The sequence below is a fragment of the Streptomyces sp. TLI_55 genome (assembly GCF_900206255.1).
In the GTDB taxonomy this organism is placed as follows: Bacteria; Actinomycetota; Actinomycetes; order Streptomycetales; family Streptomycetaceae; genus Streptomyces; species Streptomyces aquilus.
The window spans coordinates 18,462-42,172 of the sequence record NZ_OAOJ01000006.1 but is presented as its reverse complement, the minus strand read 5'-3'; the positions used below and the strand labels follow the sequence as shown (position 1 = coordinate 42,172).

Sequence of the window (23,711 nt, the reverse complement as noted above, 5' to 3'; positions counted from 1 at the left end):
CGGCTATTACTCCACCGACGGATCCACCTTCACCCAGATCGGCTCGGCGGTGACCCTGCCGTCCATGGCCGCCACCCAGGACGCCGGTGTCATCCACACCGCCCACAGCACCACAGCCGGCAGTGCGGCCTTCAGCAAGCTCCAGATCGTCACCTCGCCCTGGCGGGCCTACGGCTCTATCCCCGCCGCGGTGAGCCAGAGCCAGGGAGTGACCTCCCTGACCAGCGCGGGCATCGACACCTGGGAAACAACCGCGCTGCACGACGACGAATACTCCGCGGCCTACCAGCCGGCCGCCGCGGGAACCTCCTCCACCGTCACCGTCCACGTCGACAGCCAGGACAACACCAACGCCTGGGGCAAGGCCGGCCTGATGCTGCGCAACAACATCGCCGCAGCCGGTTCGTCCGCCGGGTACGCCTCCCTCTCCGTCACTCCCAGCAACGGCGTCACCCTGGAGTGGGACTCCGACAGTGACGGCTACGTCGACAAGAGCACCACCAAGACCGGCCGCTCCGCCCCCGTCTGGCTCCGGCTGGTCAGGAGCGGCACCTCGGTCACCGGTTCCTACTCCGTCGACGGCACCGCCTGGACCACCGTCGGCACCGCCACACTGACCGGAGCGAACAGCAGCCTGGACGCGGGCACGTTCTTCACGGCCCACGCCCCGGCACCCGGCACCGCGAGCTTCAGCCAGTTCTCCATCAACTGACGAAGCGGAAGGGGCACCCGGGACTGCCACAGGACCGCCAGGCTCAGCGTCGCCTGGCGGTCCTGGCCACGCCGAGGATGTGACGCAGACGTCGCGCTGACCGGGACTGGCATCGTCCCGGCCGGCGGGCAGCTCTACAAGATCGTGAACAGGAACAGCGGCAAGGTCCTCGACTTCAACGGCTTCAGTCACCGGAGGGGGACTTCGATACAGCGGCACTCCTTCGTCGGCGGCAACAACCAGCTGTGGTCCTTCCAGCCGACCACCGGCGGGCATGGTCGCCGACGGCTGGGGCTCCACCACCAACAGCGACCCTGCCCGGCAGAAGGCATGGGACGGCAGCGACACGCAGCAGTGACCACGGCGGTCTGGCCGGCGGCGACCTTGTCGGCGAGGACCCTGGAGCAGCTGCCGAGGAAGTTCCGGCGCGGCCGGCGCACCCTGATCCGCACCGGCTTCGCCGGCGGTACCCAGAGGTTCCTCGACCAGGGCCTGTATGGAGCTGTGATCAAGGCTGTGATCCGCGGTGTCGGATCACAGAGGAGGCCGGCGCATAATTCGAGTCCGGCCTGGTAGCTTTCAGGCTTTTCGGCGTAGCGGCCACCGTGCACCGTGTCCTCGTTCTGCGGGGACTCAGCCGGCTGCGCGACATCGATCCCCGCCCACTGGCGGGCAACTGCGCAAAGTCATCCGCTACGAACACGAACGCATTGGCGACCTGATCCACGTAGACATCAAGAAGCTCGGTCGCACCCCCGTCGGCGGTGGGTGGCGGATGCACGGCCAGGGGGACCGGCTCGCCTGCACCGAGGCCCTGGACGACGAGAAGGCCGTCACCGCGGTCGCCTTCTGGCACCGCGCCGCTGCCTTCGTCGCCGCCCACGGCATCACCTCGATCCGCCGTTACCTCACGGACAACGGGTCCTGCCACCGGTCCACGACCTGGGCCAACGCGCTCGCCGCGACCGGTACGACGCACAAGCGGACCCGGCCCTACACCCCACGCACGAACGGGAAAGCAGAGCGCTATAACGGGACACTCGCCCGCGAGTGGGCTTACGTGCGCGACTACACGTCCGAACACGAACGCCGCGTCACGCTGGCTGAGTTTGTGAACTACTACAGCCACGAGCGGCCACACCGTACGGGACGCCTCGAGATCACGACAGAAGGTGTGATTGGCGGTGCCGGCCACGGCGGTGACCGGCACCCATGGCGACACCCAACTGAATGGCGGGGCCGCCCGCACCACCACGCGCCCGACAATCAGCAGATTGTCGCCCGGGGCGAACCGCAACACGTCACGCAAGGCGTGCAGCGCGGCGACACCGACACTCGTCAGCGCCGCCGCCTCGGCCAGGTCCGCTTTGCCCGGGGCCAAGCTGACGGTCGATACCTTCACGGTGATGTACTCGGCGGCGGCCCCGACACGGCTGGGCACGTCGGTGAGGAACCCCCCACACCCGTTGTCCGTGCGTCAGGTCGGTCACGCCACCGCCGAGGGCGACCACCTCCCCCGTGAGGATCCCGGCAGGTCCGTTTGGGGAAGCTGCGGCCCTACATGATCCTCATGCCACCGGACCGGACCGGATCGACACATCGACCGGGTTGACGCTCGTGCCGTGGACGCGGACGAGCAACTCGCCGGCGCCCGGCTGCGGCCGCGCGACTGCGTGAATCTCCAGCCCCTGGGGACCGCCGTACCTGTCGTACTCCACGGCGCGCATCATCGGCCGGGCGGCCTGCCCGGAGGTGGTCAGGAGGGGTCTCACCGATCGGCGAACGCCGTTTCGATCGTCTTCTTCATGAGTGCCACGGTGGTCCGCATGGTGCTGGTGGCGTAGTCGACGATCGACGCGGGCGCGAACTCGGTCGTCCAGACGAGATGGACTCCCTCCTCGTCCTCCCGCACGGTCTGTGACCCCAGGTGGTGTGTCAGCGGCCCGCCCTCGGTCGCTTGGTAGGTGAGCTTTCGGGTGCCATCGTCGACTCCGACGATGCGCTCGGTGATCTTCATGTCATCGGCGAACGTCACCGTCCTGCTGTCCGGTCCCTTTTCCACGTGGAGCGCGAATCCCGGGATGAGCCGGGTGTCCACCGCATAGACATCGCGCACGGCATCCCACGCGAACTCCGCGCTGGCCTCGACGACGACATCGACCGTCACCGAGCTCACGCCGGCTTCTTCGTAGCGAACTTCCATGAGCAAGGTCATGGTGTTTCTCCTTCTCTCTTCTGATCGTCTGCTGCGGTGTGGGCCGTCGCCGGCCCGGGTTGGTGCGGCTGGTGCTCGCCGGGAATGTCAGGGCACCATCACGACGCGGCCGATCCGGCCGCGCTGCTCGGCGTGGTGGTGCGCGGCCGCGGCGTCGGCCAGGGGGAAGACGCGGTCGATCACGGCTTCCAGTTCGCTGTCCGCGATGCGGCGGATGAGGTCCGCCATGTACGCGTGGACCCGGGGCTCATGGAGAAGGGAGGCGAGCCCTACGCCGTGGAGCGTCGTGTTGCTGCGGATCAGGCTCACGACGTCGACCGTGCTCTCTTCGCGGGAAGCCGTGCCCAGCGGGACGATGTGCCCGCCGTGACGGGTGGCCTCGATCAGCTGCTGGAGCAGCGAACCGCCCACGCAGTCGACGGCCAGATCGACACCACGCCCGCCGGTCAGGGCCAGGACACGGTCACGGACGTTCTCGCTTCGGTAGTCGATTCCCTCGTCGAGGCCGTAACGACGCAGCTCCTCGAACCGCGCCGGGTTCGACGCGCTCCCGATCACGCGGGCACCCGCCTTCTTGGCGAGCTGCATCGCCGCCAGCCCGACCCCGCTGGCCGCCCCTTGCACCAGCACGGTGTCGCCGCTCGTGAGACGGCCGCGCTCGAACAGCGCCTCGTAGGCGGTCGAGAAGGTGACCGGCACCAAGGCCGCCGCCTTCGGATCGAAACCGTCCGGCAGCACCCAGCAGTGCTCCGGGCGTACGACGCGCAGTTCGGCATGGGAACCGGCCGGCAGTCCATGGGCCTGCCCGAAAGCGCAGACCTTCTGGCCGACCTCAAGGCCCGTGACCGCGGAGCCCACCGCCACGACCTCACCGGCACTGCTGTAACCGAGGACGAACCCGTCCGCCGGAGGGGGTATAAGGAGACGGCACATCAGGTCGCCGCCCTCGATGCTGATGGCCTCCGTCCTGATCAGAACTTCGTCGGTGCCGGGGGCGGGGTCCGGCACATCCTCGTAACTGAGCACTTCGGGGCCGCCGTTGCGGCGGTAGACAGCTGCCTTCACTCTTCAGGGCCTTTCTTGGGGGGTGGGACGGCAGGGGGCAACGCCCTGCGGCGAATGCCGTGTCGGTCAACTACGGGTGGCCGTGGGCGCGCTCGGAGACGGAGGCCCATGCGTCCCAGGTGGACAGGCGCGCGTCGTAGTGGCTGCGGACCTTGGGCAGGGCCGACTTGCCCAGAATCAGCCGGAGCGGGGGCTCGGCGGCGTCGACCGCCGCCAGCACGGCCGGGGGCGTGGCGGCGGGGTCGCCGACGGCCGCGGGGTCGAAGTCCGCGTACAGGGCCTGGCGGGCCTCGTCGTAGGCGGGGTTCTCGGGTGACGCCTTGAGGGAGGCGGGGGACGCGAACTCGGTGGCGTAGGGCCCGGGTTCGATGAGGGTGACCTTGATGCCGAGGTGGGCGACTTCCTTCGACAGGGCCTCCATCATCCCTTCCAGCGCCCACTTGGAGGCGTTGTACAGACCGAGGGTCGCCTCGCCCATCAGTCCGCCCTGGCTGGACACCGCCAGGACGTGGCCGCCTCCCTGCGCGCGCAGGAAGGGAAGCGCCGCCTGCGTCACCCAGAGCGCCCCGAGCAGGTTGGTGTCGAGCAGCTCCCGGACATCGGCCTCCTGGACCTCCTCGACGGCACCGCGCAGGCCGTGACCGGCGTTGTTGACGATCACGTCGAGCCGCCCGAAGTGGTCGTGGGCGGCGGCCACGGCGTCGAACACGGCGCCGCGCCGGGTGACGTCCAGCGGCAGGACCAGCAAGGAGTCGGGGTACGCCGCGGCCAGCGACTTGAGCCTGCTCTCGTCGCGCGCGGTCGCGGCGACCTTGTCGCCCCGCTGCAGCGCGGCCTCCGCCCACAGCCGGCCGAAGCCGCGTGAGCAACCGGTCATGAACCAGACCTTCTCGGTCATGTGTGTCTCCTGTTCTTGTTTCGGGATCCCGTCGGCGCCGGCGGCGTCGACCCCTTCCGGGCCGGTGGTGGCGCTCATGCCGCCGCTCCTTCCGGGACGGACGGGGGGTTCGAGAGGGCGTCGCGCCATGGGGTGCGGGCAGCTATGGCCTGCTGCCAGCCACGGATGCGCCTGGGTGGCATGCCGACGGCCAGGACACCGGTGAGCCGGTCGCCAAAGCGGTAGACCGCGGTGAACTTGCTTTCCGCCAGGCTGCCTTCGACTATCCGTACCTCGTCGTGACCGCGCAGGTAGCCGTAGGCACGGATCTTCATGTCGTACTGGTCGGACCAGAAATAGGGGACGGGCGCGAAGGGCCGCCGGGCGCCCAGGAGGTTGCGGGCGGCGGCCATGCCCTGTTCGGTGGCGTTGGTGCGGTGCTCGACGCGCATCGAGGTGTCGAAGAGCGGGTTGTGCCAGCGGGCCACGTCGCCCGCGCCGTACACGCCGGGTGCGGCGGCACAGAACTCGTCGCAGACCAGTCCGTCGTCGAGGGTGAGGCCGCTGCCGGTCAGCCACTCGGTGTTGGGCCGGGAGCCGACGGCCACCAGCACCGTCTCGGCCTCGACCGTGCTGCCGTCGGCCAGCCGTACGCCGCCGGAGACGACCTCGGTGACCCCTGTCCCGGTGCGCAGGTCCACGCCGTGCTCGAGGTGGGCCTGGGCGAGGATGCGGCCGATGTCCTCGCCGACCGCGTGAGCCAGTGGGACGGGCGCGGGTTCGATGAGGGTCACACGGGTGCCCGAAGCGGCCGCCACCGCCGCGGCCTCGGCGCCCAGGAACCCGGCGCCGACCACCGCCAGGCTTCGGCCCGGGCCGAGGCGGTCCTTGAGGGCGAGGGCGTCGTCCAGGGTGCGCAGGGTGTGGGCCGGGGTACCGGGCATCCGCCGGGGGCGGACTCCGGTGGCCACGACCACTCCGTCGTACGCCACCTCGCTGCCGTCGGACAGCAGCACCGTCCGGGCGGCGAGGTCCACTCCGATGGCCTCGCGGCCGTAACGGGCGTCCAGGCCGAGGGCGTTGAGTTCGGCCTCGGTACGCAAGGGCAGCCGGTCCGGTGTCCAGGCGCCGCGGAGGACTTCCTTCGACAGCGGCGGCCGGTCGTAAGGAGCCGTGGCCTCGTCGCCGATGAGCGTGATGGTGCCGGTGTGACCCGACCGGCGCAGGGTTTCGGCGGCGGCGAGACCGGCCGCGGAGGCGCCGACGATGACGACGCGGCCCGGTGCACCGGCCGGCTCACCGGCCGTGCCCGTGGTCATGACTCTCCCAGGCGGATGGCGGCCGCGGGGCACACGGTGGCCGATTCACGGACGGCGTCGTGGAGTTCGGCGGGCGGGGCGGCGTCGAGGAGGACGACCATGCCGTCCTCGTCCCGCTGGTCGAAGACGTCGGGGGCGAGCATGACGCACTGGCCCGAGGCGACGCACTTGGGAACGTCGACTTCTACACGCATGACGGTTCTTCCCTGTGGGGGGCGGTGGGGTGGGTAAGCGGGTGCGGGTCACCAGGTGACGGGCAGTTCGTGGACGCCGTAGACGATGGAATCCCGCTTGAAAGCGATGCCCTCCATCGGCACGGCGACCTTCAGGCCGGGGAGCCGGCGGAAGAGTTCCGGCAGGACTATCTGGAGTTCGGCGCGGGCCAGCGGCTGGCCGAGGCACTGGTGGATGCCGTAGCCGAACGCCAGGTGGCGGCGGGCGTCGGCGCGTTCCAGGTCGAGGTCGTCGGGGGCGTCGAAGATCTCCGGGTCGCGGTTGGCGACTCCGACCGGGATGATCACACCCTCGCCGGCGCGGATGGTGACGCCGCCGATGGTGACGTCCTCCACGGCCGTACGGCGCAGCCCGCCGTGCACGATTGAGATGTGGCGCAGCAACTCCTCGACCGCGCCTGCCACCTGGTCCTGATCGCCGAGCACGTACGGGATCTGCTCGGGATGGTGCAGCAGGGTGATGGTGCTCAGCGCGATCATGTTCGCCGTCGTCTCGTGCCCGGCGAACAGCAGGAAGGAGCTCAGGTCGGCCGCGTCCTGCTCGGTGATGACACCAGCGTCGACCTGCTCGGCGAGCCGGGTGACCAGGTCGTCGCCAGGCGTCGTGCGCTTGGTCCGCACGAGTTCCAGCAGATACGTGGCCAGTGCCTGCTGCGCACGGGTGGTCTCCTCCGCCGTGGCGGTCAGGTCGACGAAGACCTTCGAGTGCCGCTGGAAAAAGGGGTGGTCCTCGTACGGCACGCCCAGCAGTTCGCAGATCACCAGGGAGGGCAACGGCAGCGCGAAGCGCTCGACGAAATCGGCCGGGCCCGGCCGCCGCGTGAGGTCACCGAGGAGCTCGTCGGTCAGACGGGCGATGGCCGGACGCAGCGCGTCGATACGTTTGACCATGAACTCCCGGGTCAGGGTGCGCCGCATCAGGGCGTGCACGGGGTCGTCATGGCCCTGGAAGAAGCCGCGCCGGGGCTGCGGGGTGCCTGGCTTGAAGTTGGGCGCACCGGGCCGGGACGGGTCGGAGCTGAATGCCGGGCTGCCGAGCACCGCCCGCGCGTCCTCCCAGCGGGTCACGAGCCACGCGCTGAGTTGCCCCTCCCACAGCAAGACCCGGGTGACCGGGCGCTTTGTCCGCAGTTCGGCATACAGGGGCGGAGGATCAAGAGGCGCGTCCTTCGGACGGGCGAGTTCGAACGCGGGGACCGGCGCAGACGAGGGCATGGCTGTTCCTCTCCACCATCAACTAACAGCGTTAGGTGTTCTGCTCGGTAGACTAACACCGTTAGTTGAGGGTGTGGAGCCGCATCCTCTGTTTCCGCCTCTGCGGCGCCGGCCGGGCGGGCAGATAGGGTGCACACAGCGAGGAGGTGGCCATGAAGCCGCAGGTCAGACGGGTGCCCAATGTGCGGGGCGAGGGGGAACGGCTACGGCAGGAGATTCTCGACGCGGCGACCCGCATCCTGGAGGAGACGGGACGCGAGGACGCGCTCTCCCTGCGAGGAGTGGCCCGCGAGGTCGGCATCTCTGCGCCCAGCGTCTATCTGCACTTCAAGGACAAGACCGAACTGGTCGCCACCGTGCTCGACGCCGCCTACCGGGCGCTGGCCGCAGCGATGGGCGAGGCCGGCGAAGCGGCCGCCACAGCCGGCGCCGCCCCGTGGGAGCGGATAGGTGCCACCGCCGCCGCCTACCGCAGATTCGCCATCGACAAGCCCCGCCGGTACCGACTGATGTTCAGCCTGGAATACGAACCCGAGCGTCAGCCCTCCGCCGACACTCCCCTCGGCACCGTGCTCCAGGCATGGACCCACGCCGTGGACATCTATCTCGCGGCGATCGCGCCCGCCCGGCGAGCGGAAGCAGAGACCATCGGCATCCACCTGTGGACCGCCCTGCACGGCCAACTGGTCCTCTGGCACACCCTGCCAGGTCACCACACCAGCAGCGAAGACATCCTGATCGAACTGGAACAGTCATTGCTGCACCGGCTGCTGCCCATACCGGCCCCTCAGCCATCAACCCCGACGCTCGACGCCGCACACAGCAAGCGAGGCAGTTGAGAACGTCGCACCGGACGCCGCTGAAGCGCAGCTACCGCTCGAATCGGCCGGAGCTACACCACGAGCAGGGGCACGTTCACCGACCCGGCACCCACACCGGCCGCTGCCCCAACCTCAGCGGACAGCCCGCGTACGGCACCAGCTCCAAGGTCGTCCTGACCAGCGCGCACCTCGACCACACGCCGGAACTGCGACCCCGCCAACCGCTCCGCTGGTCCTGGTGACCCTGGGCGGCCTGGCGGGCTCGCGCCTGGTCGATGCGCTCGCGCAGGCTGGGGGCATAGACGAGCCAGCTGGAGACGTCCGCTTCGCGGGCGACTAGGGGTTGATCGGCCTTCTGGCAGGTGAACGGTGGCCTCCACAGAGGGCAGTTGGCAGCGCAGCTCGGTCTCGGTATGGGGGTGCGGTGCTGGGCCCTGTCATCCGCTTCGGCGGACTGAGGGGTGCCGGCCTTTTGCGTCGCGCGCGGTCGGGACGCCGTCTACGGCGGCCGTGCGGACTTTCGCAGCGCGCCCTCAAGGCGCGAGTGCCTGCGAGCACGAAAAGCGGGTGCCCCTGCTGGACTGCCTCTCTATCCTGGCCTGTTGCCCATCTGGAGGTAGACGGCATGGCCACCCTGACACATCCGCTCACCGAGGAGCAGCAGCTCCTCATCGACATCGTGTGGACGACGTTTGTCGAGCACGCGCGCTTCCCCAACTTTTTCTACGTCAACTACCTCATGTGCCAGCAGGGCCACGACGCCGCGAAGATCCTTTACAGCTTCCCTGGGATCGGCAATGACCTGGAGCCATGCTCAGGACTTGTGGATCGACCTCGGGTGGGGTGCCTCGTGTGATGCGGAGGGCGTACCTTCCCGAGTGATCGACTCAAGGTCATCGAGCAGGCCCGCGTTGCAGCGCGGGTCGGGAAGGCCCGCCTGTGCTGAGCGTAGTCAACGAGGACGGCACCACCGAGACCGGTTCCCTGATCGACGGCATCGTCCGCGAGGCGGATGCTTGCCGCGGCCCTGGAGGCCGAGACTCTGGACCAAGGTCACCCGCGGGGCCGGCAGCGCGGTCGCGGCCCTGGCCATGGTGTTCAAGCTGGCCGAGTCTGCCCAGGCCCGCCGGCGCGCGATCACCGCACCCCACCTTGCCGCCCTTGTCCGCAACGGCGCCCGCTTCAAGAACGGTCACCTCGTCGAACGCCCTGAGGCCACTGCAGCCTGATCACCCTTCACGCACGACAAGCACGGGATCAGGAGGCAGGCTGCCGGAATGAGATCTCGAACCGGTGGTATGTGGTGGGGAACTGCGATCGAGGCGCCGGACCCCAGCGGCCTGGCGAAGTTTTACGCCGAACTCCTCGGTTGGCACATCGGGCACGAGGAGCCGGGCACGGCCATCGTGGCCGCCTCCCCGCAAGGGCCATTTTTCGTGTTCCAGCAGGCCGACGGCTATCGGGCTCCGGTCTGGCCTCCGGTCGAAGGCGAACAGCGCCCGATGATGCACTTCGACTTCCAGGTCGGCGATCTCGATTCGGCGGTCGCCGAGGCGGTGGCCCTGGGCGCCACGGTGGCGGAGTTCCAGCCGCAGGAGAGCGTCCGGGTGCTCTTCGACCCGGCCGGACACCCCTTCTGCCTGTGCCTGGACGAGGGATGACCGGCTGGATCGCACGCCACTCGATCCACAACTATTGACAATGACTCAATGACCTGGTCTCGCACGGCTACGGGGGCTGTTGGGTGGTACGGGCGCGGCTACGCCCCGCAGGCGGATGGGCCGGTGTATCTGACCATGGCCGGGCTCTACCACCTACAGCACGACCAGAGGGCCCGCGATCTTGCCCGCTGCCTGCTGGCATACATGCAGCGTTTGACCCGGGCGCAGGAGAAGATCCTCGACGACCCCTTCGACGAGCCCAACATCGCCGTGGACATCAAGGAGGCCCTGCATGGAGTCGACGGGGCGGGTTCCCTCCTGGACGGCCTGGTGGCGATCGCCGAGCGCGAGTGGCCCGGCATCCGCTTCAGCAGGACATCCCTGACCGGCGAACTCGGTGCACTGCCGGCCGTCGACTGCGACACCCTGGACCTTTACCTCGCCGAGGTCGCCGCTCACCTGTCGCCGCCAGCGCCGCTGGAGGCTCTGTCCTTCACCGAGCCGCGCGCACTGTTGCGCGCGCTGAACTTCCTGGACATCGACTATGAGCTGGTCTTGGGCGACACCTTGGTCGTGCCGCCGCCCATGGACCGCTCCAGCCTCCTCGCCCTGGAGGTCGACGACGAGGGGGCCTACAACTCCGGGCTGATCGTCCTGACCGACATCCTGCGCGACCTCAAGGTGCCCGGCCGCAACCCGGGCTCGGGCCTGCTGCGCCTGGAAGCGCATCTCGCCAGCAAGCTGCCCTCGCTCGACCGCGACGCGGTATGCCGGGCCGTGCAACTCCTGGACCAGATCCGTGTCATCCGAAACTCCGCTGTCCACCCAAAGCCGCGGCCGGAACTCACCGCCGCCCACCATGCGCTCGGGCTGCCTTTCCCGGTCCGCGACTTCACTGCCGCTTGGAACAGAGTCCGCGCACATGCCGAGCGGGCCGTGAGCGACCTGCAAGAAGCGATCCAGTCCGCCAGGCGCTGACGGCGGGCGGTGTCCTGTGCCACCGATTCCTAATGCGGTCTGTCAAGCCGCGAGGGCTGCTGGAGGCGTGAGCTCGTAGCATCGTCCGTCTCGTAGGAGGGCCCAGAGGACGTTGACGCGGCGGCGGGCGAGGGCGAGGACGGCTTGGGTGTGGCGCTTGCCTTCGGCGCGTTTGCGGTCGTAGAACCCGCGGGATTCTCCTGATCGGTCACGAGGTCGTCCCGCCTCTCTGTCGGAGAGCCTGCGACGAGCCCGCCGAGACGCCCCGGCATTCACTCTTGCCGGGGCGCGTCGCACGCGCTGTCGTCGCCAAGGCGTGAGGTGGGAAGTTGCCCTCTGTCGGCGACGGCTGAGTGGACCAGTAGGACGCTTGGGTTCTAACGCTTGTCGCAACATTCCTTGATCATTGCGGGGTGTTGATGGCAAGGCGGGGACGCAAGCGCAGGCTAGAGCTCGAGGCCGAGTACTGGCGCCTTCTGGCGGCCGGGGTGGGCAGCGTCGAGGCGTGCAGGCAGCTCGGGATCGGACGGAAGACCGGCTACCGGTGGCGGGCGGAGAACGGCGGGTTGAAGCCCGACTACTTGCCAGAGACATCCCGGTCAGGCCGGTATCTGTCGCTGCTGGAGCGCCGGAGGATCGCCGCGCTGCGCGAACGAGGCCTGACGATCCGGGAGATAGCCGGTCTGCTCGGGCGGGCTCCATCGACGGTCAGCCGTGAGTTGCGGCGCAACAGTCGCCCGCATGACTACGGCAGGTACGACGCCGACCTGGCGCATCATCGCTGCCGTGAGCGAGCCGGACGCCCCAGACGCGCCAAGCTGGCCACGGATCCCGAGCTGAAGACCGAGGTGCAGGCCAAGCTGGATCTGGAGTGGAGCCCGGAACAGATCGCCTCGCATCTGCGCACTCGCTGGCCCGACCGGCCGGAGCGGCACCTTTGCCACGAGACTATCTACCGGGCTCTCTACCAGGGCGCGAAAGGCGGCTTGAGCAGGACTCTGACGAGGAAACTCCGCACCGGCCGGCCACTGCGAAAGAAGCGTCGCCGTCCTGATCAGCGCATGCCGCGGTTTGTCGCGCCAGCCGTCCTCATCGACAGCAGGCCACCGGTCATCGAGCTGCGCGAGCGCCTCGGTGACTGGGAAGGAGACCTCGTCGTCGGCGTCCGCAGCCAGTCCGCCGTCGCCACCCTCGTCGACCGGCGAACACGCTATCTCCGCCTCATCGCACTGCCCGAGGGGCACTCGGCCAGCCAACTGCGCGACGGCCTGATCAGTGTCCTCAGCCGGCTGCCGCAGCAAGCGCGACAGAGTCTCACCTGGGACCAAGGCTCCGAGATGGCCCGCCATCACGAGCTCGCGCCCTACTTCGCCGACGGCATCTTCTTCGCCCGACCGGGAAGCCCGTGGCAGCGGGGCACGAACGAGAACACCAACGGCCTGGTCCGCCAGTACCTGCCCAAGCGCACGAACCTGTCCCTCTACACCGTCAATGACCTCCGAGCTATCGAGCACCGGCTAAACAACCGACCCCGCAAAACTCTGCGAATGCGAAGCCGGGTCGCGCCGCGGCCCCTGGTGGACCGCCACCTCATCCTGCGGGTGATACGGAACGATCCGTGTCGGGTGAACCCTCCCCGAACCTGCGCTCGGCGGCATACGCTGGCCAGCCAGTGGCGCCGTGATCACCAGGAGCCCGGGAGGCGCGGCGGGAGGTAGGGCAGCGGGACCTGGGGCAGAGCTGCCCTCCTGAGCACTGGGGCACGCTACCGACGCCATATGGGAGTGCGTGCTGTGGCCAGCGGCTCACCTGGCCCGTAGGACGTCGAGCGCTGTGAGTGCCATGTGCAGTTCGGTGCGGTGTTCGCCGGACTCGAGATCGCAGTCGAGTATCCGCTCGATGCTGCGCAGACGTTGGTAGACGGTCTCGCGCGACAGACCGCCGGAGCGGGCTGCCAGGGTCTTGTTGCCTGCCGCGTCAAGGTAGTGGCGCAAGGTCGTCAGCAAGTCCGTCCCGTGGCGGGCATCGTGGTCGAGGAGCCGGCTGAGCCGGCGCTCGGTGAAGTCCTGGATCCGGATGTCCTCCCGGAGCGCGAAGAGAAGGCGGCGCAGGCCGATGTCGGACAGCTGGTGGTAGGAGCGTCCCGGCGGGAGTGGCTGGCCGGGCTCGGTGGCTTCGGTGACGCGGGTCGCCTCGCGGAAGGATCGGGCGACATCGAAGAGGTCCGCCGCCTCGCTGCCTGCGCTGATGGTGGCCCCCGGCGCCAACTCGAGTACGGTGCGGCTCAGGTGTTCGACCACGGATGGGCAGGGCTGGCCGGGGCGCAGGGACAGGAGGATGCCGAGGCGCGTGGGGCCCAGAACGCCGACGAGGGCCTGTGTCCCTTGCTTCCTCAGCTCTTCGCAGAGGAGGGCTTCGCTTTGCGATGCGTCGGTCTCTTGGGGGAAGTCCGCGAGCACGGCCATGAAGCTGCAGTCCTTGGTGGGCAGACCCAGTGCGGCGACCCGGGCCTCGGCGTCCGCAGGAGAGTGGTGACGTTGTCCGACGAGGTCGCGCAGGAGATTGCGGTGTGCGGTGCGTTCCCAGGGCACGGGGTGGATGACGCGGGCGATGGTGAGGGCCATCGCAGCTCTCTCCAGGACCGTCACAGCGGTGGGGCCGAATGCCGAGGGGGTGGGCTGGCGTGGCGGGGCGGGCAGCATGACCACCCGGCCCCAGCTTTCGCCCTGGTACTCCACGGATGTCACGAGCCAGCCGCCGGGTCCGGAGACGGATGTGCGGCCGGCGGGAGGTGTCGCTCGTGAGCGCCGTTCCCAGTCGCTGAGCGCTGCCTCGACCGTGCCTGCGGAGGGCGTGCAGATCAGTGCCTGGTGGGCCAGGTTCTCCAGTACGACGGTGTGGCCGCTTATCTCAGCGGCGGCACGTACGACCTCCTCGGGTGCAGCGCCGCGCAGGGTGAGGGCGGTGAACGCCTCGTGAATGCGCTGGGTCCGGCGCATCTCCTCGGCCTGGTTGCCGAGGATGAGAGCGTGGACGACCTGGGTGACCTCAAGGAAGTTGACGTCCTTGGCCAGGGTGACGAGGGGGAGCCCGCGGGCCTCGCAGGCATGGACCAGGGCGTCCGGCGGGCGGTGATAACGGCGGACCAGTTCGATGACCAAGGCCGCCGCGCCGACATCGGCGAGTTCGTTCACGTAGCGGCGTACGCCGGCCGGCTCCTCCGGCAGGGGCATACCGGTGGTCAGTACGAGCTCGCCGCCCTTGAGGAAGGAGGCAGGGTCGGTCAGCTCGGTCATGTGAACCCAGCGGACAGGGCGGTCGAGTTGGTCTGCTCCGGTGACGACCTGCGGCTGCCCGGCGGCGAGGACGGGAAGGGTCAGAACGTCGGCCACGGTGAGCGGATGGCCGGCGGTGGCCAGGTCCGGGCCTGCCAAGGAGGCGTCAGGACCGTCGGTGACGGGCCTTGCGGCCGTGTGGTGTTTCTCGCGCATGGGACCTCCCTGGGTGCTCCGTCACCCTGACAATCCTCGCTGACCTGCGCAAGAGCTCTGAAAGGGCGGCTGTGAGCAGGACGAGCGGGGCGTGATGCCGGGTGCGGCTGACACAACGTCCAGATGCCGAGGCGCGGGCGGACAGATCGAGCATTGGCGTGATCGAGGTACGCGGAGATGCTCGTCCGGACCGGAGCCAGACCGACGACCCGCCGGGAGACGAACATGACTGCACTGTCGCCGCACCTTCGCCAGGCCACGCCCGTGGTGGCGGTCCGGGGAGAGGGCGTCTACCTCTACGGTGAGGACGGCCGCCGCTACCTCGACTTCACCGCCGGCATCGGCGTGACCAGCACCGGGCACTGCCACCCCAAGGTCGTAGCGGCCGCCCAGGAACAGGTGGGCACCCTCGTCCACGGCCAGTACACGACAGTCATGCACCAGCCGCTGCGGCGGCTGGTCGACAAGCTGGGCGAGGTCTTGCCCGAGGGGCTCGACAGCCTGTTCTTCACCAACTCCGGCAGCGAGGCGGTGGAGGCGGCGCTGCGGCTGGCCCGGCAGGCCACCCGTCGGCCGAACATCCTGGTCTGCCACGGTGGCTTCCACGGCCGTACGGTGGCCGCCGCCTCGATGACGACCTCCGGCACCCGCTTCCGGTCCGGCTTCTCCCCGTTGATGAGCGGTGTCGTCGTCACCCCCTTTCCTTCGGCCTTCCGCTATGACTGGGACGAGGAGACCGCGACCCGATTCGCCCTGCAGGAGCTGGACTACACACTGCAGACGATCTCCTCACCTGCTGACACGGCCGCCGTCATCGTCGAGCCGGTGCTTGGCGAGGGCGGGTACGTGCCCGCGACCCGCGCCTTCCTGGAGGGCCTGCGGGAACGGGCCGACCGGCACGGCTTCCTGCTGATCCTTGACGAGGTACAGACGGGCGTCGGCCGCACCGGTCGCTTCTGGGGTCACGACCACTTCGGCGTCACGCCTGACATCCTCGTCACCGCCAAGGGCCTGGCCAGCGGCTTCCCGCTGTCAGGAATCGCCGCCTCCGAGGAGCTGATGACCAAGGCGTGGCCCGGCTCGCAGGGCGGTACGTACGGCGCCAACGCCGTCGCCTGCGCCGCGGCCTGCGCCACCCTCGACGTCGTCCGCGACGAGAGGCTCGTCGAGAACGCCGAGGCGATGGGCAAGCGCCTTCGCCAGGGCCTGGAGGGGGTGGCCGACCGGACCGCAGGCATCGGCGACGTACGCGGCCTCGGGCTCATGCTCGCCACGGAGTTCGTCACCGAGGACGGCAGTCCGGACCCTGAGACTGCCGCCCGCGTGCAGCGTGCCGCTGTCGACCAGGGCCTGCTCCTGCTTCTGTGCGGTGCCTGGAACCAGGTCGTGCGGATGATCCCGGCCCTGGTGATCGACGAGACGGCGGTGGACCAGGGACTCCAGGCATGGGCGGCAGCGGTGGAGGCCGGCACATCGGGAGCGGCGCGGCGATGACGTGGTCGGGCCGGGGCGCCGTCCTTTCCGACCGCACCCGGCCTGCGCGTACCGAGGGCTCCTGTGCGGTCGTCACCGCGGCGACGGTCCGCCTGGTGGCGACCGCACAGGCTTCCACACCGCTCCCTCGCGTCTTGAGTCAGGAGCTTGCGGAAGTCGCGCAGGTAAGCGGCCAGGTTCTCCGGCGCCGCGGTACGTCCAGCAGCGCTGGAGGCGCGGGCCTTCACCGCGGCCGCGCCGTCGGACTCGACATACCACCAGGCACGGCCCTCGGGGAGGCCGGTGACGGAGTCCGGGCCGCGGCGGGCCCGCATGTGGTGGCGACGAGCGCCTCAACGAGCTGTGACCGCGATGCGGTGACCGAAACGGTCACCGCATCGGGGGGCCGTGCTTCGTCGAGGCTGTCCTTCACGCAACCATGGTCGGGACCATCGAGTCGTCGGCTGCTGTGTTGAGGGGCAGAGGGTGCGCAATGGACATTCGGCAGCTGGAGTACTTCCTTGCGATCGTTGATCGTGGGGGGTTCAACCGTGCGGCCTCGGCTCTGTACGTGTCGCAGCCGTCGCTGTCGCAGGCCGTGCGGGCACTGGAGCGTGATCTCGGTTCCGAGCTGTTCCATCGCATCGGGCGTAGGGCAGTGCTGACGGAGGCCGGAAGGGCTCTGATCGAGCCTGCGCGGGAGGCCGTGCGGAGTCTGGAGACGGCGCGGGCTAGTGTCGCGGCGGTGCATGAGCTGCGGGAGGGGCGCCTGGACGTGGCATCCGTGCCGTCGCAGGCGGTGGAGCCGCTGACGAGTCTGGTGAGCGCGTTCAGCCACCGGTATCCCGGCGTCTCCGTGGCCATCAAAGCGGCGTTCACCTCGCGTGATGTGATCGACATGGTGCGCACGGGTGCCGTGGAACTGGGGCTCTTGGCGTCCGCCGGGCCGCTCTCCGACAAGGAGGTCGTCTGCCATGCGCTGGGGCGGCAGCGCTTTGTGCTGATGGTGCCGGCCGACGGCCCGTTCGCTGATCGGACGGCTGTCGAGTGTCAGGAGCTTGCCGGACAGCGGCTGATCGTCGGGCAGCCGGGTACCGGGATGCGCGCCTACGTCGACGCGCTGCGGGAACAGGGCATCGAGTTCACCATCGCCGCCGAGACCGAGCACCGGGTGTCGCTCATGCCCCTGGTGCTGGCCGGGGTCGGGCTCGCGGTGGTCATGGATTCCTGGCGGGACCTCGCCCGGCAGCTGGGCGCCCGCATCCTGGACATCGAGCCGGAGAGAACCTTGGACATCGCTCTCGTCAACCGCCGCGGCAGCCTGTCGCCGGCGGCTGCCGCGTTCGTCACGGCCGCCATATCGGCCGCCGGCAGCTGATAGGCGCCGCTTATCAGGGATATCCGCTTTGCGTCTTGGACGCCCCGCGGACCGCCTTGCTGCAATCGACGGCATGACGACCAACCACCGCATTGCCCTGATCCCCGGCGACGGCATCGGCGCCGAGGTACTGCCCCAGCACAGCAGGTGCTCGATGTTCTCGGCCGCCGCCACGGCTTCAGCCTGTCCTACACGTCGTACGACTGGTCGTGCGAGCGGTACCTGCGGGAGGGCGCGATGATGCCCGCCGACGGGATCGACCAGCTGCGCGACAAGGACGCGATCCTGCTGGGCGCCGTCGGCTACCCGGGGGTGCCGGACCATGTCTCGCTGTGGGGGCTGCTGATCCCGATCCGGCGCAGCTTCCGCCAGTACGTCAACCTCCGGCCCGTCCGCGTCTTCGCAGGCATCGACAGCCCGGTGCGCGGCGCACAGCCGGGCGAGGTCGATCTCGTCATCGTGCGGGAGAACGCCGAGGGCGAGTACAGCGAGATCGGCGGACGGCTGAACCAGGGCACGCCCGAGGAACTGGCCGTCCAGGAAGCGGTGTTCACCCGGGCCGGGGTCACCCGTATCGCCGACTACGCGTTCTCGCTCGCCGCCCGCCGCCGAGGGAAGCTCATCTCCGCCACCAAGTCCAACGGCATCATTCACACCATGCCGTTCTGGGACGAGCTGATCGCCGAGCGGGCCGCCGAGCACCCCGGCGTCACCTGGGACCAGGAGCACATCGACGCGCTTGCGGCCAAGTTCGTTCTCGACCCCGCCCGCTTCGACGTCGTCGTCGCCTCCAACCTCTTCGGCGACATCCTCAGCGACCTCGCGGCCGCGGTCGCCGGATCCATCGGCATCGCCCCGGCGGCCAACCTCAACCCCGAGGGCGACTTCCCCTCGATGTTCGAGCCGGTACACGGCTCAGCGCCCGACATCGCGGGCCAGGGCATCGCCAACCCGTTGGGCGCGATCTGGTCCGCGGCCATGATGCTCGACCACCTCGGCCATCCGGCCGCGGCCAGGGACATCACGGACGCGATCACGTCGGTCCTGGCCAAGACCGATACCCGCACACGTGACCTGGGCGGAACCGCGACCACCGCCGAGTTCACCGACAGGCTGATCGAGCTCCTCTGAGCCATGCTCTTCCGCAGTGGGCGGCAGAGACGACGCCGCCCACCAGTCCCTGGCCATGAGGTGAACTTGAGGTCGGACACGACGCACGTACACAAGGCGTCTCTTCGGGCACCGGTCGCCGCAAGGCCACGCGGGTCACGGCCGACGTGCTCGTCACACGCCGGGAAGAGCTGCTTCTCCCGCGTCCAGAACCAGCACCGCGACGTGCAGGGACGTGCGCTCCAGACCTGATTCCAGGTCACAGCCGAGGAGCCGTTCGATGGTGTGGAGGCGCTGGTAGTACGCCTGCCGGGACATGCCGACGCGTTTCGCCGCGACCGACTTGTTCCCGGCCGCCGCCAGATAGGCGCGCAGTGCCGGGAGCAGATCGCCGCCGTTGCGGCCGTCGTGCTCGATGAGGCGGGTCAGTTGCCGTTCCGCGTACCGCTGAAGACGGGTGTCCTCGCGCAGAACGCCCAGCAACTCCGGCAGCCGGACGTCGGCGGGGACGTAGAACCACCGCTCCGGGGAGGCTGGTGTGATGGCCTCGGCCGTCTGCTCCGCCTCCTGCCACGACCGGGCGATCCCGCCGAGGTCGGTCACCCCGGGGCCGACGGCGACGACTGCCCGCGGTCCGAGCTCTTCCCGGGTCAGGCGGCCGATCCGCTCGGCGACCGGCTGCCAGGCACTCGCCTGTGCCAGGGCCATGAGTACACCGATGCGGCCCGGGGCCGTCTCGCCGACCAGGGCGCGGACACCGGTGTGCGTCAACGCCTTCGCGATCCGTTCGTCGAGGTGCTCCCCCTCGGTGCCGGTGTACGGGTGGCGGATGACCACGGCGAAGAGGCGGTGTCCGAGGGTGGGCAGTCCTAGTGCCTCGGCGCGGGCGCGGGCGTCCGCGGGGGAGCGGAAACGCCGTTCGTACAGGTCTCGCAGTACGGAGCGGTGGGCCCGGCGCTCCCACCAAGCCTGCCCCGCCAGACGCGCCATGGTCAGCGCGATCGCCGCCCGCTCCAGCACCAGGACGTGCTCCGGGTCGGGCTCGGCGCTCAGCCGGTCCTCCAGCAGGACCAACCGCCCCCACAGGCCGTGGTGGTCCTGCACCGGCGCGATCAGCCACCCCTCCGGGCCGCTCGGCGTGATCCTCTCCGGCGTTGGGGCGGCCCGCGAACGCCGCGACCAGGCCGACACCACCGGCTCGTACGGCCGGCCGAGCAACTCGCACATCAGGACCCGGTGGGTGAGATCCTCCAGCACCACGGGGGCACCGGTGAGCTCCGCGGTGGTGTGCACCAGTTCCTCGGGGGCTGCGCCCCGCAGCGTCAGGGCCGTGAAGATGTCCTGGATATCCCGCCCGCGCCGCAGCAGGGCTCCCTGGGCGTCGAGGATGAGCGCGTGCACCGTCTGTGTGACGTCGATGAACCGGACGCCACGGGCCAGCTCGACGAGCGGCACGTCACGGGCACGGCACGCCGCCACCAGCTCGCGGGGCACTTTCTGGTACCGGTAACCGAGCTCCACGATCAGGCCGGCCGCGCCGACGTCCGAGAGCTGGTCGACGTAGCCCTGCAGCTCGGAGGCGTCCTCGGGATGTGGCATGCCGGTGGTCAGCACCAGCTCGCCGCCCTCCAGGAAGTCGGCGGGATTGAGCAGCTCGGTGACATGCACCCAGCGCACCGGGCTGTCCAGCTGTGACTCGCCCGCCAGCACACGAGGCATCCCTTCGGCGAGCACGGGCAGTCGCAGTACCTCCCTGACCGTGGGGAAGTGCCCGGCTGCGTGACGTCTGGGCGGCATAGGACGTGCTTTCATCCGGAGGGAATGGCTCACCTTCGCACCGGCCACCCATCGTGACAAGAGGGGGTCCGGCATTCGTACAGCCCCGTCGTCCGCGGTGACAGACCGTCTCAAGAAGGCTCCACGGCGGAACACAGTGTGGATTGCCCTGCGGGTTCCCCCGGGCGGAGAGTGAACGTCATCCCCAGCAGGACGTGAACCGGAAAGGTCCGCACGGTGTCCTCACGGCGCTGGGGCCCGACTGCCACCCACCACACCATCGAGAGGAGCGACCTCATGCGCGTCCCGAAGCGCGTCGCCGTGATCGGTGCCGGCAGCATGGGCAGCCAGGCCATGTGGCGACTGGCCGCCCGCGGAGCCGAGGTCATCGGCTACGACCGCTACGCACCGGGTCACGACCGCGGCGCGGCCGGGGGCGAGAGCCGTATCTACCGAGCCGTCCACCTCGGCGAGCCGGGGTACGTTCCGCTGCTGCGGCTGGCGGACCGGATGTGGGAGCAGCTCCAGGCGGAGACGGGCCGGTCGCTGCGACGCCGCAGCGGGAGCCTCGTGTTGGGGGAGACCGCCTCACCGTCCATGCGCCTCCTCCTGTCCACCAGCGCCGCCCAAGGGTTGGATCACAAGGTACTGGACCGGGAGGAACTCGCCCGCCGGTACCCGCAGCACCGGCTTCCGGACGGACACACCGCTGTCCTCGACCGGTTGGGCGCTGTCATCAGGCCGGAGGCGTCGATCCAGGCCGCCGCCGCCCGTGCCGAGCAGCTGGGCGCCCGGCTGCACCGCTACACCACGGTGCGCGAGGTCGTCCCCGCCGCGGGCGGCGGGGTGCAGATCGTCACCGATCTGGGCACGGACCACGTGGACGCCGCCGTGGTGACCGTGGGCCCCTGGATCAACACCCTGCTCCCGGACCTTCCCCGGACCGTCGACGTCCGCCGGGTGGTCTGCTCCTGGCACCTGCCCACCCGCCACGACTGGTTCGCGGGCGGTGCCCCTTCCTTCTTGCGCGCCGCACCCCACGACTGCTTCGGTATCCCGTCGCCCGACGGCATCTCCGTCAAGCTCGGTCTCTCCTTCAAATACCATGCGCCGGTGCCCGAGCCCGATCGGCTCGACCGTACCGTCCGCCCCGAAGAACTCGGTGTCTTCCGCGAGCTCATCGATGAACTCATGCCCGACCTGAACCCCGACCCCATCAGGATGTCGGCCTACATGGAGGGCTACACGGAGTCCGGAAACCCGCTCGTCGGTCATCTCCCCGGCGAGGACGACATCATCGTCATGGCCGGGTTCTCCGGCAGCGGTTTCAAGTTCTCGCCCGCGATGGGAGAGATCGCCGCCGACCTGGCGCTCGACGGCACCACGCAGCACCCCATCGACTTCCTTGCTCCGGCAGGAGTCGGCGCCGCCTGATCCCCGGCGGTTGCCGACGTCATCACCCTTATTCCTGACGTCTTTGTCGTGAGCATGCCTAAAAAGGGCCGTGCCGGCCCTGACCAGTTCCCCGACGCAAGAAAGTGGAGCCCTTCCATGCCCATTCCCTCGCTCCAGTTCCGCCCGAAGTACGTCTCGTTCGACTGCTACGGCACGTTGATCGAGTGGCCGATGACCCCCATCACTCGTGAACTCGTCGGTGACCAGATCCCGGCCGAGCACTGGGACCAGTTCGTCAAGGAGTTCCGCGGCTACCGCTACGACTCGATCCTCGACGCGTTCCGCCCCTACGAGCAGACGCTGCAGGACGCCTTCGAGGCGGTCTGCCGCAAGTGGGGCGCCAAGGCCGCCCCGGACGCCGGCAGGCGGTTGGCCGACGGCGTGCGCAGCTGGGGCCCGCACGCGGATGTGCCGGAACCGCTGAAGAAGATGGGCGAGCACTACAAGCTGGTGATCCTCTCCAACGCCGAGGACTCCTTCCTCACGGAGAGCGTGCCCCGGCTCGGCGCGGACTTCCACGCGGTTTTCACCGCGGAGCAGGCGGGCTACTACAAGCCCCGCTACGCGGCGTTCGAGTACATGCTCGACCAGCTCGACGCGTCCCCCGAGGACTTCGTGCACGTCTCCTCGCACACCCGCTACGACCTGATGCCGATGCACGACATGGGCTTCCGCAACCTCGTCTTGCTGGACCGCGGCTACGACCCGGTCACCCACGGCTACGACTACGTGACCGTCAAGTCCTTGGACGAGCTCAACCAGATGCTGGGCATCTGACGCGCGACGCGCACCCGCTCACCCGCCGCCCGTCCGATCCGCACGTCGTCCCCGCATCACGGATTCCCCGTATCCCCGTATCCCCGTATCCCCGTATCCCCGTATCCCCAGGATTCTCCAGGAGGCACCGCCATGGAAACCAACCGGACAGGCCACAGAAACGTATTCCGCACCGCAGGCGCCGTGGCCGCCGCGATGCAGGTCAACCGGCAGTTGAGCATCCCGATCGTCACGACCGCCCTGGCCCTCGCGCTCGCCGCGTGCGGCGCGGGCGGCACCGGGCAGAACGTGGGGGCGAAGAGCACGGCACAGGGCGCAGGATCCGGCCCGTCGGCCGAGCACACCGACGACATCTCCGTCGGTGTGAAGCCCGACCAGAACGCGGTGAAGCTGCTGCCCGCGGCGGTGAAGGCCAAGGGCACGCTCTCGGTGCCCTTGGACCTGTCGTACCCGCCCACCACGTTCATGGCATCGGACAACAAGACCCCGATCGGATTCAACCCGGACATCGCCCGGCTGATCGCCGCCAAGCTCGGCCTGAAGCTCCAGATCAACAACGTCAAGTTCGACACCATCATCACCGGACTGCAGGCCAACCGGTACGACTTCACCGCCTCCACCATGGGCGCCACGACCGACCGACTGAAGGCGCTCGACATGGTCGACTACTTCAAGGCCGGGACCGGAGTGTCCGTCCCCTACGGCAACCCGCAGAAACTGGGCACCCACACGCTGTGCGGGCACCACGTCGGTGTCACCTCCGGCAGCACCCAGGAGCTGCAGTGGCTGCCCCAGCTGTCGAAGCAGGACTGTACGAGCAAGGGCAAGCCGGCCATCAAGGCCGTGACCCTGCCCAGCGTGAACGACGCTCTCACCCAGCTGGTCTCCAAGCGGATCGACGCCGTGATGTACGACTTCATCGCGCTTGAGTGGGCGGCCGCGCAGCAGCCCAAGACGTTCGACGTCCTCAAGCCCTTGGTGACCACCAAGCCCGTTACCGTCGCCCTGAAGAAGGACTCCCCGCTGACCCCCGCGGTGCAGGCTGCCCTCCAGTCGATCATCGACAGCCCCAAGTACGCCCAGGCGCTGGGCCGCTGGGGGCTCCAGGACCTGGGGATCAAGACCGCGGCCGCGGCCGTCCCGCAGGACTGAGAC

Annotated in this window: 21 protein-coding genes and 4 pseudogenes; 15 read left to right on the top strand and 10 right to left on the bottom strand. The window is 69.3% G+C overall.

Annotation, left to right across the window (positions count from 1 at the left end):
* The 3 genes and pseudogenes from CRP56_RS46255 to CRP56_RS46245 all read left to right on the top strand — a co-directional run.
* Positions 1–712 (top strand): DUF1349 domain-containing protein (locus tag CRP56_RS46255; protein ID WP_143665039.1); only part of this gene is annotated, 712 nt, incomplete at its 5' end.
* A gap of 144 nt (positions 713–856) precedes the next feature.
* Positions 857–925, top strand: a pseudogene (locus CRP56_RS49495) (hypothetical protein); the annotation flags it as partial.
* A gap of 562 nt (positions 926–1,487) precedes the next feature.
* Positions 1,488–2,234 (top strand): integrase core domain-containing protein, encoded by a 747-nt coding sequence (locus CRP56_RS46245; RefSeq protein WP_373559796.1) that lies wholly within the window; start codon positions 1,488–1,490, stop codon positions 2,232–2,234.
* Between the two features lie 46 nt (positions 2,235–2,280).
* Here CRP56_RS46245 and CRP56_RS46240 read toward each other — a convergent pair whose 3' ends face one another.
* From CRP56_RS46240 to CRP56_RS46210, 7 genes are all read right to left on the bottom strand, one after another.
* Complete coding sequence (locus tag CRP56_RS46240) at positions 2,281–2,484, bottom strand: hypothetical protein (RefSeq protein WP_097276253.1); 204 nt, start codon at positions 2,482–2,484, stop codon at positions 2,281–2,283.
* Positions 2,481–2,927: an SRPBCC family protein gene (locus CRP56_RS46235; RefSeq protein ID WP_097276251.1), complete on the bottom strand. Its 447-nt coding sequence runs from the start codon at positions 2,925–2,927 to the stop codon at positions 2,481–2,483. Before CRP56_RS46235 ends, CRP56_RS46240 begins: the two co-directional genes overlap by 4 nt.
* An 87-nt stretch (positions 2,928–3,014) precedes the next feature.
* The gene (locus CRP56_RS46230; protein WP_097276248.1) at positions 3,015–3,992 is read right to left on the bottom strand and encodes a quinone oxidoreductase family protein; all 978 of its coding nucleotides are present in this window, start codon (positions 3,990–3,992) and stop codon (positions 3,015–3,017) included.
* A 70-nt stretch (positions 3,993–4,062) separates the two neighbouring features.
* Positions 4,063–4,968 carry an SDR family NAD(P)-dependent oxidoreductase gene (locus CRP56_RS46225; RefSeq protein ID WP_306459489.1) on the bottom strand — a complete coding sequence of 302 codons (906 nt, stop codon included), beginning with the start codon at positions 4,966–4,968 and terminating at the stop codon, positions 4,063–4,065.
* The gene (locus tag CRP56_RS46220) at positions 4,965–6,188 is read right to left on the bottom strand and encodes an NAD(P)/FAD-dependent oxidoreductase (protein ID WP_097276246.1); all 1,224 of its coding nucleotides are present in this window, start codon (positions 6,186–6,188) and stop codon (positions 4,965–4,967) included. Before CRP56_RS46220 ends, CRP56_RS46225 begins: the two co-directional genes overlap by 4 nt.
* Entirely contained in the window at positions 6,185–6,382 is a 198-nt protein-coding gene (locus CRP56_RS46215; protein ID WP_030944786.1) for a ferredoxin, read from the bottom strand. Before CRP56_RS46215 ends, CRP56_RS46220 begins: the two co-directional genes overlap by 4 nt.
* Positions 6,383–6,430: 48 nt before the next feature.
* Positions 6,431–7,636: a cytochrome P450 gene (locus tag CRP56_RS46210; protein WP_097276244.1), complete on the bottom strand. Its 1,206-nt coding sequence runs from the start codon at positions 7,634–7,636 to the stop codon at positions 6,431–6,433.
* Positions 7,637–7,788: 152 nt separating this feature from the next.
* On the opposite strand from CRP56_RS46210, the gene CRP56_RS46205 reads away from it, so the two are divergent.
* The 5 genes and pseudogenes from CRP56_RS46205 (at position 7,789) to CRP56_RS46180 (ending at position 11,096) form a co-directional block, all read left to right on the top strand.
* Positions 7,789–8,475, top strand: coding sequence for a TetR/AcrR family transcriptional regulator (locus tag CRP56_RS46205; RefSeq protein ID WP_097276242.1), 687 nt, complete (start codon positions 7,789–7,791; stop codon positions 8,473–8,475).
* A 607-nt stretch (positions 8,476–9,082) separates the two neighbouring features.
* Complete coding sequence (locus tag CRP56_RS46195; protein WP_097276238.1) at positions 9,083–9,313, top strand: hypothetical protein; 231 nt, start codon at positions 9,083–9,085, stop codon at positions 9,311–9,313.
* Between the two features lie 181 nt (positions 9,314–9,494).
* Positions 9,495–9,686 (top strand): annotated as a pseudogene (locus CRP56_RS46190) (IS256 family transposase); the annotation flags it as partial.
* A 48-nt stretch (positions 9,687–9,734) separates the two neighbouring features.
* On the top strand, positions 9,735–10,118 hold the full coding sequence (locus tag CRP56_RS46185; RefSeq protein WP_306459488.1) for a VOC family protein: 384 nt from the start codon (positions 9,735–9,737) through the stop codon (positions 10,116–10,118).
* 48 nt (positions 10,119–10,166) lie between these two features.
* The gene (locus CRP56_RS46180) at positions 10,167–11,096 is read left to right on the top strand and encodes a hypothetical protein (protein ID WP_143665038.1); all 930 of its coding nucleotides are present in this window, start codon (positions 10,167–10,169) and stop codon (positions 11,094–11,096) included.
* A gap of 42 nt (positions 11,097–11,138) precedes the next feature.
* Here the strand turns inward: CRP56_RS46180 and CRP56_RS46175 are convergent.
* A pseudogene (locus CRP56_RS46175) lies at positions 11,139–11,291 on the bottom strand (IS110 family transposase); the annotation flags it as partial.
* Between the two features lie 224 nt (positions 11,292–11,515).
* Here CRP56_RS46175 and CRP56_RS46170 point away from each other — a divergent pair.
* The gene (locus tag CRP56_RS46170) at positions 11,516–12,814 is read left to right on the top strand and encodes an IS30 family transposase (RefSeq protein WP_257042471.1); all 1,299 of its coding nucleotides are present in this window, start codon (positions 11,516–11,518) and stop codon (positions 12,812–12,814) included.
* Between the two features lie 87 nt (positions 12,815–12,901).
* Here CRP56_RS46170 and CRP56_RS46165 read toward each other — a convergent pair whose 3' ends face one another.
* Positions 12,902–14,587 (bottom strand): PucR family transcriptional regulator, encoded by a 1,686-nt coding sequence (locus CRP56_RS46165; protein WP_097276231.1) that lies wholly within the window; start codon positions 14,585–14,587, stop codon positions 12,902–12,904.
* 225 nt (positions 14,588–14,812) lie between these two features.
* Between CRP56_RS46165 and CRP56_RS46160 the strand changes: the two genes are divergently transcribed.
* From CRP56_RS46160 to CRP56_RS46150, 3 genes and pseudogenes are all read left to right on the top strand, one after another.
* Positions 14,813–16,081, top strand: a complete 1,269-nt coding sequence (locus CRP56_RS46160; RefSeq protein ID WP_097276261.1) for an aspartate aminotransferase family protein — start codon at positions 14,813–14,815, stop codon at positions 16,079–16,081.
* A gap of 472 nt (positions 16,082–16,553) precedes the next feature.
* Positions 16,554–17,438 (top strand): LysR family transcriptional regulator, encoded by an 885-nt coding sequence (locus CRP56_RS46155; protein WP_097276229.1) that lies wholly within the window; start codon positions 16,554–16,556, stop codon positions 17,436–17,438.
* Positions 17,439–17,511: 73 nt separating this feature from the next.
* A pseudogene (locus tag CRP56_RS46150) lies at positions 17,512–18,569 on the top strand (tartrate dehydrogenase).
* Between the two features lie 153 nt (positions 18,570–18,722).
* Here CRP56_RS46150 and CRP56_RS46145 read toward each other — a convergent pair.
* Positions 18,723–20,345, bottom strand: coding sequence for a PucR family transcriptional regulator (locus CRP56_RS46145; protein WP_097276227.1), 1,623 nt, complete (start codon positions 20,343–20,345; stop codon positions 18,723–18,725).
* A 276-nt stretch (positions 20,346–20,621) separates the two neighbouring features.
* On the opposite strand from CRP56_RS46145, the gene solA reads away from it, so the two are divergent.
* The 3 genes from solA to CRP56_RS46130 all read left to right on the top strand — a co-directional run bounded on the left by solA (position 20,622) and on the right by CRP56_RS46130 (position 23,708).
* The gene (gene solA / locus CRP56_RS46140; protein WP_097276225.1) at positions 20,622–21,758 is read left to right on the top strand and encodes an N-methyl-L-tryptophan oxidase; all 1,137 of its coding nucleotides are present in this window, start codon (positions 20,622–20,624) and stop codon (positions 21,756–21,758) included.
* Positions 21,759–21,875: 117 nt separating this feature from the next.
* The gene (locus CRP56_RS46135; protein WP_097276223.1) at positions 21,876–22,556 is read left to right on the top strand and encodes a haloacid dehalogenase type II; all 681 of its coding nucleotides are present in this window, start codon (positions 21,876–21,878) and stop codon (positions 22,554–22,556) included.
* A gap of 132 nt (positions 22,557–22,688) precedes the next feature.
* Complete coding sequence (locus tag CRP56_RS46130; protein ID WP_097276221.1) at positions 22,689–23,708, top strand: ABC transporter substrate-binding protein; 1,020 nt, start codon at positions 22,689–22,691, stop codon at positions 23,706–23,708.
* Positions 23,709–23,711 lie beyond the last annotated feature (3 nt).

Bases quoted from the DNA above. Each gene is read 5' to 3' on its own strand.
- CRP56_RS46245 (WP_373559796.1), top strand. From the start codon at position 1,488: ATGCACGGCCAGGGGGACCGGCTCGCCTGCACCGAGGCCCTGGACGAC.
- CRP56_RS46235 (WP_097276251.1), bottom strand. From the start codon at position 2,927: ATGACCTTGCTCATGGAAGTTCGCTACGAAGAAGCCGGCGTGAGCTCG.
- CRP56_RS46225 (WP_306459489.1), bottom strand. From the start codon at position 4,968: ATGAGCGCCACCACCGGCCCGGAAGGGGTCGACGCCGCCGGCGCCGAC.
- CRP56_RS46220 (WP_097276246.1), bottom strand. From the start codon at position 6,188: ATGACCACGGGCACGGCCGGTGAGCCGGCCGGTGCACCGGGCCGCGTC.
- CRP56_RS46215 (WP_030944786.1), bottom strand. From the start codon at position 6,382: ATGCGTGTAGAAGTCGACGTTCCCAAGTGCGTCGCCTCGGGCCAGTGC.
- CRP56_RS46210 (WP_097276244.1), bottom strand. From the start codon at position 7,636: ATGCCCTCGTCTGCGCCGGTCCCCGCGTTCGAACTCGCCCGTCCGAAG.
- CRP56_RS46205 (WP_097276242.1), top strand. From the start codon at position 7,789: ATGAAGCCGCAGGTCAGACGGGTGCCCAATGTGCGGGGCGAGGGGGAA.
- CRP56_RS46195 (WP_097276238.1), top strand. From the start codon at position 9,083: ATGGCCACCCTGACACATCCGCTCACCGAGGAGCAGCAGCTCCTCATC.
- CRP56_RS46185 (WP_306459488.1), top strand. From the start codon at position 9,735: ATGAGATCTCGAACCGGTGGTATGTGGTGGGGAACTGCGATCGAGGCG.
- CRP56_RS46180 (WP_143665038.1), top strand. From the start codon at position 10,167: ATGACCTGGTCTCGCACGGCTACGGGGGCTGTTGGGTGGTACGGGCGC.
- CRP56_RS46170 (WP_257042471.1), top strand. From the start codon at position 11,516: ATGGCAAGGCGGGGACGCAAGCGCAGGCTAGAGCTCGAGGCCGAGTAC.
- CRP56_RS46165 (WP_097276231.1), bottom strand. From the start codon at position 14,587: ATGCGCGAGAAACACCACACGGCCGCAAGGCCCGTCACCGACGGTCCT.
- CRP56_RS46160 (WP_097276261.1), top strand. From the start codon at position 14,813: ATGACTGCACTGTCGCCGCACCTTCGCCAGGCCACGCCCGTGGTGGCG.
- CRP56_RS46155 (WP_097276229.1), top strand. From the start codon at position 16,554: ATGGACATTCGGCAGCTGGAGTACTTCCTTGCGATCGTTGATCGTGGG.
- CRP56_RS46145 (WP_097276227.1), bottom strand. From the start codon at position 20,345: ATGCCGCCCAGACGTCACGCAGCCGGGCACTTCCCCACGGTCAGGGAG.
- solA (WP_097276225.1), top strand. From the start codon at position 20,622: ATGCGCGTCCCGAAGCGCGTCGCCGTGATCGGTGCCGGCAGCATGGGC.
- CRP56_RS46135 (WP_097276223.1), top strand. From the start codon at position 21,876: ATGCCCATTCCCTCGCTCCAGTTCCGCCCGAAGTACGTCTCGTTCGAC.
- CRP56_RS46130 (WP_097276221.1), top strand. From the start codon at position 22,689: ATGGAAACCAACCGGACAGGCCACAGAAACGTATTCCGCACCGCAGGC.